Source organism: Ginsengibacter hankyongi, assembly GCF_008710285.1.
GTDB lineage: Bacteria > Bacteroidota > Bacteroidia > Chitinophagales > Chitinophagaceae > Ginsengibacter > Ginsengibacter hankyongi.
In genome coordinates this window covers 799,988-818,861 of record NZ_VYQF01000001.1, presented here as the reverse complement: position 1 = coordinate 818,861, position 18,874 = coordinate 799,988, and the positions used below count along the sequence as shown (strand labels likewise).

Annotated in this window: 16 protein-coding genes; 9 read left to right on the top strand and 7 right to left on the bottom strand. The window is 35.5% G+C overall.

Annotated elements, in window-relative coordinates:
* Positions 1-49: 49 nt before the first annotated feature.
* From FW778_RS03440 to FW778_RS03405, 8 genes are all read left to right on the top strand, one after another.
* A complete protein-coding gene (locus FW778_RS03440; protein ID WP_202552058.1) occupies positions 50-913 on the top strand; it encodes a universal stress protein in 864 nt (287 codons plus the stop codon).
* Between the two features lie 68 nt (positions 914-981).
* Complete coding sequence (locus FW778_RS03435) at positions 982-1,800, top strand: adenine nucleotide alpha hydrolase family protein (protein WP_150413195.1); 819 nt, start codon at positions 982-984, stop codon at positions 1,798-1,800.
* Positions 1,801-2,280: 480 nt separating this feature from the next.
* Positions 2,281-3,132: a CHAD domain-containing protein gene (locus tag FW778_RS03430; RefSeq protein WP_150413194.1), complete on the top strand. Its 852-nt coding sequence runs from the start codon at positions 2,281-2,283 to the stop codon at positions 3,130-3,132.
* A 49-nt stretch (positions 3,133-3,181) separates the two neighbouring features.
* Entirely contained in the window at positions 3,182-4,114 is a 933-nt protein-coding gene (locus FW778_RS03425; protein ID WP_150413193.1) for a 1-phosphofructokinase family hexose kinase, read from the top strand.
* A 19-nt stretch (positions 4,115-4,133) separates the two neighbouring features.
* The gene (locus FW778_RS03420; RefSeq protein ID WP_202552057.1) at positions 4,134-5,003 is read left to right on the top strand and encodes a CHAD domain-containing protein; all 870 of its coding nucleotides are present in this window, start codon (positions 4,134-4,136) and stop codon (positions 5,001-5,003) included.
* A 463-nt stretch (positions 5,004-5,466) separates the two neighbouring features.
* Positions 5,467-5,718, top strand: coding sequence for a DUF4342 domain-containing protein (locus FW778_RS03415; protein WP_150413191.1), 252 nt, complete (start codon positions 5,467-5,469; stop codon positions 5,716-5,718).
* A gap of 294 nt (positions 5,719-6,012) precedes the next feature.
* Positions 6,013-7,623 (top strand): sensor histidine kinase, encoded by a 1,611-nt coding sequence (locus FW778_RS03410; RefSeq protein WP_150413190.1) that lies wholly within the window; start codon positions 6,013-6,015, stop codon positions 7,621-7,623.
* Between the two features lie 4 nt (positions 7,624-7,627).
* Complete coding sequence (locus FW778_RS03405; RefSeq protein ID WP_150413189.1) at positions 7,628-8,686, top strand: response regulator; 1,059 nt, start codon at positions 7,628-7,630, stop codon at positions 8,684-8,686.
* 21 nt (positions 8,687-8,707) lie between these two features.
* Here FW778_RS03405 and FW778_RS03400 read toward each other — a convergent pair whose 3' ends face one another.
* The 4 genes from FW778_RS03400 to FW778_RS03385 form a co-directional block, all read right to left on the bottom strand.
* On the bottom strand, positions 8,708-9,130 hold the full coding sequence (locus FW778_RS03400) for a hypothetical protein (RefSeq protein WP_150413188.1): 423 nt from the start codon (positions 9,128-9,130) through the stop codon (positions 8,708-8,710).
* A gap of 231 nt (positions 9,131-9,361) precedes the next feature.
* Positions 9,362-9,805: an Hsp20/alpha crystallin family protein gene (locus tag FW778_RS03395; RefSeq protein WP_150413187.1), complete on the bottom strand. Its 444-nt coding sequence runs from the start codon at positions 9,803-9,805 to the stop codon at positions 9,362-9,364.
* Positions 9,806-9,985: 180 nt separating this feature from the next.
* Positions 9,986-12,490, bottom strand: a complete 2,505-nt coding sequence (locus tag FW778_RS03390) for a cation-translocating P-type ATPase (RefSeq protein ID WP_150413186.1) — start codon at positions 12,488-12,490, stop codon at positions 9,986-9,988.
* A 20-nt stretch (positions 12,491-12,510) separates the two neighbouring features.
* Positions 12,511-13,884: a L,D-transpeptidase family protein gene (locus FW778_RS03385; RefSeq protein WP_150413185.1), complete on the bottom strand. Its 1,374-nt coding sequence runs from the start codon at positions 13,882-13,884 to the stop codon at positions 12,511-12,513.
* A gap of 392 nt (positions 13,885-14,276) precedes the next feature.
* Here FW778_RS03385 and hemN point away from each other — a divergent pair, with 392 nt between their 5' ends.
* Complete coding sequence (gene hemN, locus FW778_RS03380) at positions 14,277-15,641, top strand: oxygen-independent coproporphyrinogen III oxidase (protein ID WP_150413184.1); 1,365 nt, start codon at positions 14,277-14,279, stop codon at positions 15,639-15,641.
* A 74-nt stretch (positions 15,642-15,715) separates the two neighbouring features.
* Here the strand turns inward: hemN and FW778_RS03375 are convergent, their stop codons facing one another.
* The 3 genes from FW778_RS03375 to FW778_RS03365 are packed head-to-tail and all read right to left on the bottom strand — an operon-like array spanning position 15,716 to position 18,873.
* Complete coding sequence (locus tag FW778_RS03375; RefSeq protein ID WP_150413183.1) at positions 15,716-16,627, bottom strand: hypothetical protein; 912 nt, start codon at positions 16,625-16,627, stop codon at positions 15,716-15,718.
* The gene (gene nrfD / locus FW778_RS03370) at positions 16,587-17,942 is read right to left on the bottom strand and encodes an NrfD/PsrC family molybdoenzyme membrane anchor subunit (protein WP_150413182.1); all 1,356 of its coding nucleotides are present in this window, start codon (positions 17,940-17,942) and stop codon (positions 16,587-16,589) included. Before nrfD ends, FW778_RS03375 begins: the two co-directional genes overlap by 41 nt.
* 7 nt (positions 17,943-17,949) lie before the next feature.
* The gene (locus FW778_RS03365) at positions 17,950-18,873 is read right to left on the bottom strand and encodes a 4Fe-4S dicluster domain-containing protein (protein WP_150413181.1); all 924 of its coding nucleotides are present in this window, start codon (positions 18,871-18,873) and stop codon (positions 17,950-17,952) included.
* Position 18,874: the final 1 nt, after the last annotated feature.

The window sequence follows — 18,874 nt, the reverse complement described above, 5'->3', positions numbered from 1 at the left end:
TCATCTAAAAAAATAAATGGCGGGAATACTTTTGCCTAAACAGAATTTCATGAAAACTATATTAATTGCTACAGATTTTTCAAACGGATCCAGGGTGGCGGCGTTATGGGGGGTACAATTTGCAAAAGCATTGGATGCTAAAATTATTTTATTTAATGCCTATAAAGTTGCACATGCGGTTCCTTCATTTAATGTGGGCATATCCCGGTACGATATAATGATGCAGACGGATAAGAAATTAATGGATGAAGCAGATTTCCTGGATACAAAACGCTCCTTAATTGAAATTATATGCGATGAAGGGGAGCCCGAAGATGCAATTATTAATATTGCCAATGAAAAAAAGATTGATTTTATTATCGCTGGTATGAAAGGTTCGGGCAAAAGTTTTAAAAATATATTTGGAAGTACTGCTGTTTCACTTACCAGGAAGACTAATGTACCTTTAATATTAATACCGGAAAATGCAGGCTACAGGAACCCCGAAACTATAGTCTTTGCAAGTGATTTAGGAGTAGGAGGCGACTTGCATGCAATAGATGAATTAACGGATATATTCAGGTTTTTCAAATCGAAATTATATGTGGTGACGGTATTGAAAAACAAGAATAAAGAATGGTTTGAAGTATTAAATACTCCGCAAACATTAAGAAAGGCTTTTGAGGCAACTGATACAACTTTTGAATATCCGGTTGATATTGATATTACAAATGCACTTAACTCTTTTATAGAAAAAAATAAAGCTGAAATGTTGATAATGATGCCGCACAGGCACGAATGGTTCGAACGGATTTTTAAAAAAAGCGAAACAAAAGATATGATCTTTCATAGCTATGTGCCGTTATTAATTTTGCCAGAAAAACTTTTAGAAAAAAATAATACTATTCATAACAAGAAAGCTGTTGAAATTTAAAAGAAGCATTAAACTGAAAAAGTGTCTTTAATTGTTACCGGTATATTTCATGTTTAAAATTAATGACGATGAGAAAAATAATTATTCCTTTTGATGGAGGAAATTTTTCAAACGGTGCATTTTCATTTGCCTGTAATATCAATGAAAAGAACCCGGTTTTATTAACAGGTATTTTTTTACCAGCAGTAACTTATACTCCGTTATTTTTTTTCCCCAGTGCATTTACGGCTCCATTGTATATACCCGTGAAAGAAGGCGTTGATGAAGAGATTTCAGCAAACAATATCGGCGAGTTTAAACGATTATGCGATAAGAATAATATAAAATATAAAGTGCATGAAGATTTATATGACTCAGCACTTCCGCAATTAACAAAAGAAACACGTTTTGCGGATCTTATGATAATCGGGAGTGAAATATTTTATTCAAATATCACGAATGGCCCACTTGAATATTTGCTGCATGCATTACATGCTACTGAATGTCCCGTGATGATTGTTCCGGAAAAGTTTAATTTCCCAGTTCATATAATTCTGGCGTATGATGGGTCTGAATCTTCGGTGTATGCTATTAAGCAATTTGCAAATTTATTCCCTGAGTTATGTTCGCTTAAAACAATGTTGGTGTATGCTGGCGATGAGAAACAAACTATTCCCGACGAACAATTAATTGAAGAATTTGCAGTAAGCCATTTTGAAGATCTTACTATAAATAAAATTCCCGGCAAAGATAAAGACCATTTTAATGAATGGCTGGCCGAACAATCAAATCCTTTACTGGTAAGTGGTTCATTTAGCAGGTCTGATATCTCTCAATTATTCAACAGAAGTTTTATTATTAAAACAATTAAAGATCATAAAACTCCTGTTTTTATTGCACATAGATAAATATTAACATTTATTTCCCGGTTCAAAAACCTTCTATTTTCTGATCTGCCGCTTTCACAGTCAATAAAAATCACAATCATACTTTTTCTTGATTGCAATCATTGCGGGCTACATGATTGAAAAATAATTTTGTTGTGGATATAAAATTTAATGATAACGTCACAACACCATATTGCTAAAACCAATTTGCATAAATCTGAAAGCTGGTTTATTACGGCGCTGTTGTCTATCATTTTTTTTCCTTATTTAAGAAATTTGGTTGTTTATGTGCTTGTAAAATTATATGAGTTAATTATTCAACATGGTATCGAGTGACGGGCGGCAATTTTTTGGATCTGTAAAATTTGTTTTAACCGGTGTAAATTATTCTATTAAATAACTGAGTTGCGTGGCCGTACCTGTTTACTGAATAATTTAAAAGTTTTGGATTTAATTTTTTATAAAAGTTTGGAGCAGAGGCAATATTATAAATTATGTACAATGAAAAATGATGAGATACAACCGGTGATTAAACAACATTTCAAAATAATTGATAAATTATTCCATAGAATAATCATTGATTTCGACGTGGATGATATTTTAGAATTCAGGGTAGAAATAAAAAAGCTACGATCTTTTCTTCACCTGGTAAATATGCAATTTACAAACGGCTATGAATTCAGGATAACTAAAAAGCTAAAGACTTTTTACGGTTATGCAGGAATTATTCGTAACCTTCAGCTTCACCTTAAAAATATCCGTAGTTTTTGTGATGAAGTAACCGTGAGCATTCCGGAATCATATCTAACAAAAATAGATAGAGAAATACAGTACTGGAAGGTAAACGCAAAAAGTTTTATGAATTCGGATAACAATTTTTACAATGATGAAGAAATAATGTTATCGGAGTTGCCCGATAAAATAACAAAGAGCTCAATCAAAAAGCTACTGCAATATACTTTTTACGAATTGAATGTTTTGGTAAAACACCAGGATGACGATGAAGTGCTGCATAGTATCAGGAAATTCCTACAGGACGTAGCCTATAATTTACCTGCTATACATTATTTTTCCATCTCTGTTCCTGAGGCGCTCGGCCAAGAAAAAAATATCTTGTCGTGTATAGAACAGCTTGAGATTTTCAGGGACAAGTGTATTGACCTGGTGCTTTTGAAAACATATTATGACGATTCATTTACAGTGGACGAGAAAAAGTTCCTGCAAAAAATAGAGCATCAATGGCAAAAAGAAAAACAAGAACTCAAGATAAAAATTTACAGTTGCCTAAAAACATTACAACTTACGCAGGGAAACATTAGTTCGTTTATGTTGAATGAGCAGTACATTGATTAGCCTGCGGCTTGCCAGGAAACATTTACCGGGCAATAATTAATGATGCCTTATGTCAAAAATTATAACGATAACCTTCAGTCCATGCATTGATAAAAGCACCTCTGTGCCATCATTAATCCCTGAAAAAAAATTACAATGTAGTGCGCCAAAACTTGAGCCTGGAGGTGGTGGTATCAACGTTGCCCGGGCTTTGAGAAAACTTGGAGAAGATGCTATCGCTATATTCCCATCAGGAGGCTACACCGGAAAGTTTTTTAATCATTTAATGGAACTGGAAAATATTAATTGTAAAATAATTGAAATAAAAAATGAAACACGTGAAAATATCATAGTGCTTGATCAATCAATAAATGCTCAATATCGTTTAGGTATGCCCGGTAGTGAACTGGCTGAGCATGAATGGAAAGCCTGTTTACAGGCAGTGGAAGAGATAAATAATATCGAATTTATAATTGCCAGCGGAAGCCTCCCACCCGGTGTTCCTGTTAATATTTATGCGATGCTCGCCGAAATTGCAAAGAATAAAAATGCAAAATTAATTGTTGATACTTCGGGCGAAGCTTTAAAGGAAGCGGTACAAAAAGGGCTATTTCTTCTAAAACCAAATATTGGTGAATTGGCCTACTTAGCGGGGAAAGACAAATTGCTTCCGGGAGAAATTGCAATAGTTGCTAAAAAAATAATCGAAAAAGGACAATGCGAAGCAATTGTTATATCAATGGGAATGGAAGGCGCGACAATTATAACAAAAGATACAGTGGATATAATTACTGCACCAAAAGTTACCAGAAAAAGCACGGTTGGGGCGGGCGACAGCATGGTTGCTGGAATTGTTTTTTTTCTTTCAACGGGCAAAAGCCTGCTGGAAGCTGCTAAATTTGGGGTTGCCTGTGGTACCGCGGCAACAATGAATCCCGGAACAGAATTGTGCAAAAGGGATGACGCGTTTCGGCTTTATAATTCTATGTGTACAGCTTCTTGAATTTAATTATACAACTTCAATGACGGAAAGTGAAATAAGAAATATCATCAATAATCATTACCGGCAGCTAAATAAATTTATTAGAAAAGTAAATAAGCATTTTGAACCTGAATCTATTCACCGCCTGAGGGTTGAATACAAAAAGTTGAGAGCCTTTTTGAGGATGATTTCAGTAGAAAATGACTGCGGTAAAAAAATAAAGATTTCCAAAAAATTAAAAAATGCTTACCACGTTGCTGGCGAAATTCGCGACCTCCAGCTACAACATCAACGAATGTTGGCAATAAAAACAAAAGAAATAAATCCTACAGGTGCTTACCACCAGCTCCTTGAAAGAAATATAAATAAATTAAAAGGTGAGTTTGCAAGTATTTCTTTAAAAAAAGCAATTAATAAATCCATTAAGAAAGCCAAAGTTTTAGATGGTAAAAAAATCAATTCGATCTGTGGAGTCAAGTTTATAGAAGATAACTGTGCCGCAATAGTAGCAATTATTATAAGCGGCAACTTTACTGATGCGAATATGCATGTGATAAGAAAAAGACTGAAAGATGTTTTTTATACTATTCACGTGTTCGAAGATGCGAAGAACGAATTGAAATTTTGTGGCTCCGCAATTACGAAAGCTGAAATGGAATATTTTGACGGGCTTCTTGAAGAGTTGGGAAATTTCCAGGATCAAATCACCTCGTTGGCGCTTTTGAATGATGAATGGCTGAACTTACTAAGTACTGATGACCGACAAGTATTGATCGCGATTAAGGATAAATTCAGTTCGGATAAGAACGCAATTAAAAACGGTATTGTAATTAAATTACAAAGTGAAATACGACCTCATCTGCAGATTTTTTCAAGGCTATTTTCCGCTCCAGGAATATCATTTACTTGAAGACGTGACTTTTTTTTGTAAAAATTTATCCATATTAAAAAAAAATTGCAAGTATTAGAGATTTTATTACTATTTTGCCGGCATTGTAAAAATTGAGGTATTTCTAATTGTACACTTAGTTTTTATAATTAGTTAGTTTTGGTACGGCCCCGGTTTCTACCGGGGCCTCTTTATTTATAAACTAATATGTGAACAATGGCATCCGGCAGGAGCAAAAATGGAAAAATCAATTCTGATGCGATATAAGAAATAAATTAACTAGCTACACTCTTAGAAATTGAGGTTTAGCTGACCATCCTCATAAAAAGCCATGATATGCGTCATCTTTTTAGTTTTTAGTATAAAGCAATTTTGTGAATGTTCTGTGACTAAGTGAAAAGTTTTTGAAAAGAAAACAACTTAAAGCGGAGATGGTATCTTAATTATTTGATTTGTAAATTTAAAAGCAGAAAAATATTTTACAATGGGAACAAAAGAATTTTTTACGATTAACGGAGAACATTTACTTCAAAAAATAAAGGAACTTATAGAAGAAGGAAATGTGCGAAGAATAACTATAACAGAAAAGTCCGGGAAGGAATTAATGAGCTTTCCGTTAACCGTCGGCGTGGTCGGAGCATTGTTTGCCCCTGTTCTTGCGGCCATTGGCGCATTAGCAGCTATAATAGGAGAGTGCACCATTGCGGTAGAAAGAGAAGAAAAAGAAACCAACTAAGCTTTTTTAACCGAGAGTATATTTTATCTGCCTGCCCACATAGAATCATAGTCCAATAAATAATTTAATACTTTCCCTACTCCTAAAAAATAAATCGGTGAATTATGTTTCTCATAAATAAAATTTTAATAACACAACTCATATTTTAACCTGGGATATAAAGAAAAATATTTTAAAACGCAGTTTTGAATTTGGGTATTTATTGATAGTTTTTTAAAGATTGATAGGTTTTTATCTTTATTTTTCGTTTAGATAACAGGATATTTTATCTTTCTCTTTATATTAAATTTACAGATGCAATCTTCTCCCCAAAATTATGCGCTATTTAATAACTCATCAATGGGTATTGTTGTTGTTAACGACAAGGGGGAGATCCAGTCTATAAATCCTTTTGCCTTACAACTTTTTGGATATTCAATCGAAGAGATAATTGGTAAACATGTTGAAATGCTTATTCCTGGCAGGTTCCATCATAAACATGTGCACCACAGGGATGGTTATATTCATGACCCCAGGAGCAGGCCAATGGGATTAGGAATGGATCTTTTTGCAGTAAAAAAGGATGGAACTGAATTTCCGGTGGAGGTAAGTTTAGGTAGCTATAAAAATAATGGAGACAATAACGTAATCGCTTTTGTTAGTGATATAACTGTACGTAAAAAAGCCGAAGAAGAAATTAAGAAACTAAATGATGAACTGGAAGCAACAGTGGAGCAACGTACAAAAGAATTGAGGGAAACTTTGTATCAGTTACAGATATCCAGCGAAAAGCTGCAAGATGCCTTATCTTATCAAAAGGCTTTGCTCGACAATGCCGGAGCTATGATTATTGCTACTGATGAAAATGGGATTATTAAGCTGCTGAATCCTGAAGCATCCCTTAACCTGGGATATAATGATTCTGAAGTAATCAATAAAAATTCAATCATACTCTTTCATGATAAAAAGGAGTTAGAAAAAAAACGAAAAGAGTTAATACGAAAGTATGGAGTAAACCTGGAAGATGACTTTGGAGTATTGGTAGAAGAATCGCGGCAACACATTCATGAAGAAGAGGAATATAGGTATATAGGCAAAGACGGCACTACTTTCCCCGTATCGGTAACGCTTACCACTATATTAGATAATGCGGGGAGAATAACGGGCTTTATGGTAATTGCTTTTGATATTTCGCGGAGAAAAAAAGCAGAGGAAGATCTTAGAAACGCCTTGGAGAAAGAAAAGGAATTGAATGAGCTCAAATCAAATTTCGTGTCTATGGCGTCTCACGAATTTCGCACGCCACTAAGCACCATACTTTCATCAGCTTATTTAATTGAAAAATATGCCACGTCCGATGATCAGTTAAAAAGAGAAAAACATTTGCAAAGAATTATTTCATCAGTAAATATGCTCACAGATATTTTAAATGATTTTTTGAGTGTTGGTAAAATTGAAGAAGGCAAAATACAAGTGAAGCCGATAGAATTTAATATTGAAACTTTAATTTCCACCATAGCAGAGGAAATTAAAAATAATTTGAAGAAAAAGCAGGAGATTACCTATCATCATGAAGGAAATCCTAATGCTGTAACGGACGCATCATTATTAAAGCACATAGTAATGAACTTAGTTTCAAATGCAAGTAAATTTTCGCCGGAAAATACTTCTATTGAAATGAAAACTGTATGTAAAGATCATCAGCTTAGTCTTTCTGTAAAAGATCACGGAATAGGAATTTCGAAGGTGGATCAGCAGCATTTAATGGAACGTTTTTTCCGCGGCGCCAATGTAAGTAACATCCAGGGAACAGGACTCGGGTTACATATAGTTTCTAAATATGCTGAACTCATGAACGGTTCTGTTACCTATAAAAGCGAATTGGGAGAAGGTACAGAGTTTATCATCACAATAAATTTAAAATAATAACATGAAAAAAATTCTGCTTATTGAAGACAATGACGACATTCGCGAAAACACAGCAGAAATACTTGAGCTTTCCAACTACGATGTGATTGTGGCTGAAAATGGAAAAATCGGCGTTGAAAAAGCAATTGAGTTTTTGCCCGATCTTATTATATGCGATATAATGATGCCGGGTCTTGATGGATACGGCGTTCTACATGCTGTACACAGAAATGAGACAATAAAAAATACTCCCTTTATTTTTTTAACTGCAAAAACTGAACGTTCTGATTTTCGTAAAGGAATGGAACTGGGTGCCGATGATTACATCACCAAGCCTTTTGAAGGAATTGAATTATTAAACGCGGTGGAAAGTCGTTTAAAAAAAATCGATCTGCTAAAGAAGGAATTAATTCCCGGGCTGGACGGTTTGCAAAACCTGATGGAAGCATCAGGCGGAAAAAATTCTTTGAAAGATTTTACTGAAGACCGCAACATTAATATCTATAAGAAAAAACAATTAATTTATTCGCAGGGAAATCATCCAAACAGGCTTTATTATGTTGTAAAGGGGAAAGTGAAAACTTTCAAAATTCATGAAGATGGCAAGGAACTGGTGACTGAATTATATAGTACAGGCGATTTCCTCGGGTATATTCCGCTGTTAGAAGACACCGTTTATAAGGACTCCGCAGAGGCCTTAGAAGAAACAGAGTTGGCCGTAATACCCAAAGAGGATTTTAAAGAGTTAATAAACAAAAACGCCGAAGTAGCGAAAAAGTTTATAAAGTTATTAGCTAAAAATATTACGGATAAGGAAAATCATCTGCTCGGCCTTGCTTATAATTCTTTGCGAAAAAAAGTGGCGGAAGCATTGTTAATGCTACAGAAAAAATACAGCAATGAACAAGATGAAATATTTGCAATTGATATAAGCCGGGAAAACCTGGCCAGTATTGCAGGTACTGCCACTGAATCGGTAATAAGAACTTTAAGCGATTTCCGTAACGAGAAATTAATTGAAATTAATGGGGGAAATATCAAGATCATCAACAAGAAAAAGCTGGAGAACATGATTAATTAGCTTAAATTTTCCCAATACTTTTTAGCACATTTTTTCAGCCAGGTAAGTATTAAAGTTTAATTGAAGCTGAAAAAATTGCCTCTCATAATTAGCCATATTGTTGCGAAGATGGGCAAGCTTTTTATCAACACTTTCATCAATTATTCCGGCATTCAGATCGCCATCTAATAATTTGTCAAGTTCGGCTGTATCATTTCTGAGTAGACTAATCACTTCATCCTGCTTAATAAATTTCGTTTGAAAATTTTCAAATTCGTCCAGGAACTTTCTGTCGAACCCATCCTTAAGGATATCTGAAAGCCTGTTTTTTAAATAGACGTTTTCCTCTTTGAAAAAATTCAGAAGTCTTTTCCAGGTATTAACTTCTATTTGAAGCTGACTAATTTTTTTTTGTTGCATGGTTTCGTAGCTACTTAATCTGTCATCACCTAAATTATTTTTCATGTTTCTGTTTGGTTATCTGTGAACTTCAACACCCTTTAAATATTTCCCGCACAAGTAGCATAAAAGGATTTTTAATTTCAGAAACAAATTAATAATTGCTCTTTCCTGTATTTCGAGAGGTTTTTATTCCAGGGTTTAAGAATCTTTATTTTTTAATCGTTGTCTTAAATTCACTTTGACAACATTATAAAAAACTGCCCTGCTTGTTATAGCAGAGCAGAAACCTGAATTTTATTTAACAGCAATTTTTTTAACAGCAGGTTTTTTTGCTTCTTCTTTGCGTGGCAATGTAATTTTTAGTACGCCATCTTCATATTTGGCATCAATGTTTTCTTGTTTAATTTCTTCGGGCAGTGAGAAGCAACGGCTAAAAGAAGAATAGCTATACTCTTTGCGTGTAAATTTTTTGTTTTTTTCTTCTTTGTTCTCTTCCTTCTCGCTGCTGATGGTAAGCATGTTTCCGTCAACATCGATTTTAAAATCTTCCTTTTTCATGCCGGGTGCAGCAAGTGATAAAAGATATTCGTTTGGTTGTTCCGTAATATTTACAGCCGGTACATTTATTGGCCGTAAATTCCAACCTCCATTGTCAAACAGGTCGGTCCAAGGCCTTAAAAATTCGTCAAACACGGACGGTAGTGTTTCGTTCAACCTGGTTAATGCTCTTGTTTCCATGATAGTGATTTTAAATGTTATAGATATAAGTTACAGTTATAAAAATAGCATTATGGTCAACATGAGATTAGGACGATAATCAGTAACTTGAATGAGATTTGTCAGGAAAAACTCTAAGGTTCGAAGGATTTTTTTGCTTTTATTCCGGATTTATCGATTTTTTTTCTGTTTCAAACCATTTCAACCCGGGTTTTTTTCACGAATTTGCTTTATAAACTTCAAAATTTCTATCCAAAGTGTACTTATCAAAGCGACTATTATAAAAATAGCCACGTCCATTTCGGACACCCTGGTGAGAAGAAAGAGATTTCTAAAAAAAGGGATATATAAGAGTGAAATAATAAAAAGAAGCGTGACGGTAATCATGAAAGGTATAAGATAATTTTTATACCGGATGGTTTTAAAAATTGTATATCTGAAAGAGCGATTGCTGAGCGTAAGAAAGATGTTACAAAATAACAGGGTAATAAATATTGAAGTCCGGACCATACTTTCGCTTTGTTGGAGTTTCGTGAAATAATATCCAATTCCCAGGCATCCCGCCGTTATCATCAAACCCTGCACTATACTTATTTGAAGCTGTTTTCCAGATAAAAAAGTTGAAGATAATCGCCGGGGCAAGCGAAGCATAGTCCCGGGCTCCATTGGCTCATTTTCATAAATAATGGAACAGGTTGGCCCCATAATTAATTCTAAAAAAATTACGTGAATAGGCGTAAAAATCTCATTGAATTTCCAGCCCAAAAGCAAGGGTAGGGTAACGATAAGTATAATGGGAATATGAATAGAAACTATATATTGAATAGCTTTTTTGAGATTGTCATAAATTTTCCTCCCTAGCGCAACCGCCTCTGTCAAATGCGAAAGATCATCATCAGTAATAACCAGCGAAGCAGTGTTTTTTGCTACTTCGCTTCCGCGTTCACCCATCGCAATGCCAATGTGAGCGGCTCTTAATGCCGGCGCATCATTTACTCCGTCACCGGTCATGGCAACCACTTCGCCGTTTTCAATCAAAGCATTTATTACTCCCAGTTTTGCCTCGGGAAACATTCTTGCAAAAACGTTTGTTTCCTTAACTTGTTTTTTTAATTCTTCCTTTGAAAAATGAGTTACTTGTTTTCCGGTTATATATTTACTGCTTTTGTCCAGCTTAATTAAGTGGGCAATTGCCATTGAAGTTTCAGGATAATCGCCGGTAAGCATTTTTACGGATATTCCGGCATCATTGAATGTTTTTAGGGTTTCCTCAATTTTTGCTTTGGGAGGATCATAAAAAGCTATAAGACCCAGAAACTGGATATCAAATTCTTCCTGCGATACTGGCCATGTTTTTTCTTGCCAAACTCCTTTCCCAATTCCTAATACTCTAAATCCTTCTTGGGCATAAGATTGCAGTTGTTGTTGAATCTTGTCTGTTTGTTCAACACTTAAATTACTTTTCTTCAACAACGCTTCGGGCCCGCCTTTTGCGGCAATAATAAATTCATTTGAATGGTTTTTAAAAATATGAGTCATCATCGGCGGCTTCCCGCTTACCGGGTATTCATGTACCTGTTCATATTGTAAGCGTTTATCCGCACCGCTAGTTTGCGCATATAATTCATGAATCGCTTTTTCCATAGGATCAAATGGATCTGTTTCGCTTGACCACATTGCATATTCAATCAACTTGCGGGGCAATTCTTTTTTATTCTCAACACTCAACGAAATTTTATTTATAGCATCGTATACATAAGCAATGCTCATATTATTTTCTGTGAGCGTGCCGGTTTTATCAACACATATTACAGTAGCAGATCCTAAAGTTTCGACATACTGCGGTTGTTTTACAATAATATTATTGCGCAATAAACGAAAAGCGCCCAGAGCCTGAAATGTAGTAAACGCCACGGGAATCTCTTCGGGCAGAATACTCATTGCAAGAGTTAATCCCTGTAAAAAAGATTGAACAATATTGCCTGATTGCAAATAATGGTACACAACGACAATTATAAAAGCTATCGCCCCAATCCAAACCATTATGCGAACAAAAGAATTAATTTGTTGCTGAAGTGGCGTTTTCAGGATATTGATTGCCTTAATAGATAAACCAATTTTGCCCAACATAGTTTTGTTGCCCACGGCAAATACTTTTATGATCGCATTGCCACTAAATACCTGCGTGCCTTTGTAAACCTTATCATCGTTCTCTGACGTTTTATTAACAGGTAACGACTCACCCGTAAGAATGGATTCATTAATAAAAAAATCGTGGGACGAAATGATTAGTCCATCTGCAGAAATAATTTCACCTTCTTCTAATACAACAATATCATCTACCACTATTTCTTCCGTGGGTATTTTAATTTGCATTCCATCTCGTATAACGGTTGATTTGGGAGCTGATAACTTTTTCAAAGCGTTTACAGCGTCCTGGCTCCTGTATTCCTGGTATAACGAGATACCCGAAACGATAAAAATAGAAACCAGCATTATTATTCCATCTGAAGATCTTCCAACAAAAAAATATATTAAGCAGGCAGCTAATAGCAAAATGAACATGGGCTGAAAAACTATTTCTTTGAATACATGTAGCAATAAACGCGGCTCGCCTGACTCGGTAGTATTAGTTCCATTAGTTTCTCTTGATATTGCAATCTCTGACGTGTTAAGGCCTTGTATATTTTTAGGATTGGGTTGCATATAACAGTTCTATTTATAATCTATTTTAAAAAGCTATATACATCTTTAAAATATTGTAGTTTACCTGCAATGCTGGTTTCTACGGTTTGATAGATCACGAATATCGGTACCGGCTTAGGTAAATTTAAAGTAATGGGCTGTTGATCCTTTAAACAGGATTCTAAAAATGTGCTGTCAATTTTGCCCGGCAACAAATAGCTGGCAAGTGCAATCGGCTCCTGGATGCGAATACAGCCGTGGCTGTAGTAACGAAGTCCCGAAAGAAATGCATTCTTATTATTGGTATCATGCAGGTACACGCTGAACGGCGATGTAAGATTAAATTTTACAACGCCTAAGGAATTGTCACATCCCGTTGATTGACGAATTTGAAACGGAAAATAATCTCTACTGTAATTTCTCCAGTTTAATTTATGGTGATCAATAATGTTTCCTTTTAAATCCAGCACCTGCATATTTAATGCATCAACATCGCCGGGATGTCTCCTGAACTGTGGCAATAGTTCATTCCTCGCAATACTTGAAGGAACATTCCAGTAAGGATATAATATAATCTCGTTGCAATGTGCAGCAAAACGCGGAGTTCTTGTTGAAGGCTTTCCCACCACCACTTTCATTCTTAGTTTAATGCTGTCATATTCATAGTACCTTAATGTAGCTGATGGTATATTTACCACTATCCATTTTTCAAGTTTGAAATGGTGCATCCATCTATAAAATTGCAGGGAAGTTGTAAGTTGTTTTTTTTGCAAAGCAGATAATGAGTCTGCTTTAGATTGCAGTTCTTTTTTTATTGCGAGGTATTCGGCATCCTTGGGCTCTAATGAATTAATGGATGCAAGCAAATTGTAAGGTGTCTTTGCATTTGATAATCCGGTTAATAAAAATTGATTATCCTGCGCTTCACTCTTTAGAGAAATTTCGTCGTACAACATCCAATGACCAATATCATTTCCCTGGTAAACATCTTTACAATAGGCAATTGCAGCGTCAGTAAAAATGCGGTCTGCAGTTAAAGCGATTATGCTATCTTGTTCTGTAAAATCTGAATTGATATATTTATTAATTTCATTCAGATGATATTTTTCTTTCTTTAATCCAAGACTTGCTGAATTATCAATCTTCGACTTTAATAATTGCCTTAATGGCTTAGAATTTTCATTAATTGAAAACCAAAACAATTGATTAGTTCCTGCCTCATAAAACCGTTTTACCAGCTGAGGGTACAGTAGTTTTATTTCCCCGTTTGCATCAATTGATGCTTTGGAAGCAGGTTCAGTTTTACCGGCAAACAAACGATGTGGAGTATTCAATAATAAACTAAAGAGCAAAATTATAATTATACTTATAGCAGTAATGTTTAGTTTATGATGAAAGTGATAATTATAAATCATTGTTACCTTTTGTTTTGCTCAATTATATTAAAGCCGATAAGTTTAATTGCTCAAAGGCAGGCAATATTTATTTTAATAGTTAAGATTTAGTGGATTTAATATTTTCAAAGGCTAATTTACTTGTGAAATTTTTTTAAAAGTAAATTAGCCAGTATCTATTATCTATGATATTAAAGGCCACAAAAGATGATCTAAATCAGCAATATTTTTAATTAAAGAGGCTATTGAGCTTTATATAATGACGAACTTACTGTTTTAGTTATGATAAAAATCAGGAATAATATTAATTTGCATCATAGTATTTGCCGAAATTGTTTTGAACATTTACCAATTATATATTTATTATAAATTCCGGTTTAAATAGCCGGTTTATTTTTTAAATGACTTTTTATATGAATGATAGTATTTTATCATTGCTTGCCAAATATGATGTAGCAACACCACGTTATACAAGTTATCCAACCGTGCCTTACTGGAATTTTTCTTCTCTTGATAATAACACCTGGAGACAATCCATTGCCGAAAGCTTTAAACTGGAGAACGGCGAATTATGTATTTATATTCATTTGCCGTTTTGCGAAAGTCTGTGTACTTTTTGCGCCTGCAATAAACGCATCACTAAAAATCATAACGTTGAGCAATCATACATAGACGCAGTTCTAAAAGAGTGGCAAATGTATGGCAAAATATTACCTGGTATTCCGGTAATAAAAGAAATTCATTTAGGAGGAGGCACGCCCACTTTTTTTAGTGCGGATAACCTCGTTAATCTCATAAATAATATTACGACCGGCTCCCTTATAAAAGACGATCATGAATTTAGTATTGAAATACATCCAAATTTTACAACTGAAGACCACCTGGAAAAATTATCAGCACTTGGCTTTAACAGGATGAGCATTGGCGTGCAGGATTTTGACCCGCAGATACAATTTGCAATAAACCGTATACAGACTTATAAAAAAACTAAAGAAGTTTTTGATTGGGGAAGAAAGTATAATTATAAAAGCATTAATGTTGATTTAATTTATGGCCTTCCGCATCAAACTATAAAGAGTGTTGAACATACAATTGGACTTATTAAAACATTGATGCCCGACCGAATTGCATTTTATTCTTATGCACATGTTCCATGGAAGAGTAAGGCCCAGCGTAGATACACAGAAAGTGATTTGCCAGCCGCTGCTTTAAAATGGGAAATATATCATAGAGGTAGAGTGCTCCTTGAAGAGGCTGGCTTTAAAAGTATTGGTATGGACCATTTTGCTCTGCCGGATGACCAATTGTTTATAGCCGCAGCGCATGGAAATCTGCATCGTAATTTTATGGGTTATACCACTACTCAATCGAAGATTATAATAGGCCTTGGAGCTTCTTCAATCAGCGCAACAAGAAATGCGTTTGCACAAAATGAAAAGGTTGTGGAAGATTATGAGGTGAAAGTGAATTCCGGGATATTTCCTTCGGTGAATGGACATTTATTAAATGAAGAAGACATCGTAATTCAAAATTATATTCATGAATTGATGTGTTTGAATAAAACAACATTGCATAAAGAATTACATGATAATGATTATTTAGAAAATGCTTTTTCAAAGCTCAGATCGCTGGAGGCTGATGGTTTAGTAGTTTTGAATGAAGAGGAAATAACTGTAACTGAAAAGGGTAAATTATTTATAAGGAACATCTGCGCTGCTATTGACGCTTATCTTCTCAATAAAGAAATAACAACGCAAACATTTAGTAAAGCTATTTAATTGTCGAGGCAAGATACATAGCGTTTGACCGGAGTCGTTATAAAACGATTTAATTTTATCTCTGCTGTATTGAATTAGGCATTGGCTCCCAACCTCTTTATTTTTACAATTTGCCAGATTAAATAAAATATAACACACCATACGCCAATGCCAATAGAATAAGCTACGATCAATAACCATATTGGTGTTTCAAATCTTGTTGACCATAGTGTTCGTTGAGCAAAGAAATTTTTTGGAGGTTTAACGGCCGCTCCCCAATTAACATTTTTTTCGGTAACGAGGTTACCGTAAGTATCGTTATCATCCACTTCAGCTACCAGAATTATATTTCCTTTTTGATCGCCGGGTAAAGAATCTCTTTTAAACTCAGCACTTGAAACGCCGGTAGAATCAGAGGTGTACGTTGCTTCATCGCCTACTGATAAATTACCCAGCATGCGTTTTATACCGAGTTTCATATCAATGTTTTTAATTGCTACCCAGTCATTTCCACTTTTTTCTTTTAGTTGTGCGGTAACCATCCTGGTTCCATCTGCTGAGGTTGTATCAACCGTTAGTATTGCCTTTTTTATTGTAATGTCAGCACTTAATGATTCCTGTCCTGCAGATGAATCAGACTGTGCAATAAATTTAAATTCATTGAGTGAATCCCAGGTATTTTTAAAAGAAGCCGGGATACCTATTCTGCCTTTTCCACTGGCATCAGTAGTTACTTTTCCTAATAAATTTGTTGGTTCCGCTTCGCTTAGGTAAACACTAACAGGTATGTTTTTTACCGGTTCAAATTTTCTCCCTACTTTCTTTTTTGTACTTACTTCCAGATAGGGAACTTTGTTTGCAGGTAGAAAATAACTTACACTCAGTTCTGTTTTAGATACTGCAGAGTCCTGTGCATTTATGGTACAAACAGATGTTCCAAACAGGAGCACCATAATAATAATATATTTATGATACTGGTACACTTTCATATTGTTCAGTTGTTTCATGTTGTTTTGTTAATGCATTTTTATCCTCAAGTGTTTTATAAATGGATATAACGGGAAACACTCTTGCAAAAAAAGTAATGATCAGTAGAACGCCAGCCATGGAACCTATGGTAATGGCCCATTCTTCCCAACTTGGAAAATAATGGTTAAATCTTGCTGGTGCATCGTATTTTGGCAAAAAGGGATGAAGTAATGTGGGAGTAACTATCAGGTAACGTTTGAACCATGCGCCTACTACTACCATTACCCCTACAATAAACATAGGTTTGGGCTTTCTTCCTTTTTTAAATAAAAGAACTAATATTGGAATAATCATTCCAATTAAAATAGCAAACCAGAACATAGGGGCGAAGTCACCTGTAAAAAGGCCGCTTAAATAGTCCTTCTCTTCTTTTTTCATTTTAAAGGCAGGAACTAAAAATTCATTTACATTAAAATACAGGTATAATAGGGCAAGCATTACCGTTAGTTTTCCCATTTTATCAAAATGCGTTTCGGTAATATAGTTTTCAAGTTTATATACCCTGCGAAAAACGTACATAGCCACAACCACCGCACCGGCTCCTACGAGGAACGCACCTGAAACAAAATAAGCGCCGAAATTACTGCTGTCCCATCCCGGGCGGTAGGTAGTTGCAAATAGCCAGGAAGTAACTGTATGTATGCAAAATGCAACTGGGATAACTGTGATACAAAGTATGGTAATGGCTCTGTCTCTTATTTTTTCCTGTGCAGCCGTTCCCTGCCAGAAGGAAGCCAGCCAATGGTACAGTTTGGAAAAAGGTTTTCCGAGTTTATCTTTTAAAGATATCATCATTCTTATATCGGGGATTAGGGTTATGTACAACAAAAGAAGACTAAGAAAGAAATAAGTAGTAATAACGATAACATCCCACAAAATGGGAGATTGTATACGCCCGTGAGTAAACAAAAAATACAGCCTTTCGGGGCGCCCCATATCTACAATAATGATGAGCGCAGCAAAGGTAATGTTGGATACCGCAATAATTTCGGCTATGCGTGTTAGTGGTGTTCGCCAGGGAACACCCGACAGCCTGAAAATTGCCGTTATAAGTGAGCCCACGAGGCTTACCGCAACAAAGAACACGAAGTTTGAAATATAAATTCCCCACGAAACGTAGTCGCCCATATTGGTAACTATCAAGCCTTCTCTTAATTGTTTGATATAAGCAAATGCTCCTATACAGCAAATGACTATCAATGAGGCGGTCCATATCATTCCCCTGCGTCCAAATTTCTGCGGTAGCAGATCATTGGTAATTTTTTCAGCCGATAAATTTTTCAGATTTTCCATTATTAGTTTAAGATTTTTTTTGAGCAGGCTCCTCTTTTTCAAGGCCTTCTTCAAATTTGAAATTCCTGTTTACGGGTGGTAAATAATAAACACTTGGTTTTGTTCCAAGATCCTCCATCAGGCGGTATCCTGCTTTGTCTCTAACGAGGTCGCTGAAACGAAAAGTTTCTGCTCCGTTAGTAACCGAATCTTCAATCATATCTCCAAAGAAGTATACACCGTTAGGACAGGCAGAAACACAATGTGGCAACATACCCATTCTTGTCATATCCGGGCAAAAATCACATTTGCCAACAGTTCCCTTTTTCTGTGGCAGACTGGTTTCAGGATTATAAGCCTGGTCAGCTATATCTACAGGCAGGTTGGGGTCTCCCCAATTAAAAACGCGTGTAGAATAAGGACATGCCGCCATACAAAAACGGCAACCGATACATCTATCGCTATCAATTAATACAATTCCATCCTGCCGCTTGAAAGTTGCATCTACCGGACAAACTTTTACACAAGGCGGTTCATCGCAATGCATGCAGGTAGTAGGTTGCCAGTATGGTGCTTCCTTTTCTGAATCCTGCATTGGATATACTTTTATCCAGTTTTGTGCATCTTGAACATGGTGAGCGTGATTGCAGGACGTCTGGCAGGCTTTTACATTTTTGCAGCGTGAAAGATCTATAACCATTACAAATTTTTTGCCTGGTATTCCCTTCCTTGCTTCTTCATTACTCACAGAAGGCATATGTGGCACAGGTTTTAGAAAAGCTTTATCCACTTCAATAACGTTGCCATCAATTGAAAGCAATTTTACTTTTTCGCCCGAAGCCATTAGGTCTTCCTCGCGGTCAAAAGGCAGCTTCTTAGAATTGCAGGCTACGGCCATTGTAGTTAATATACCAGTTGCAAGAAACTCTCTGCGGGATTTGTCTTGATTCATT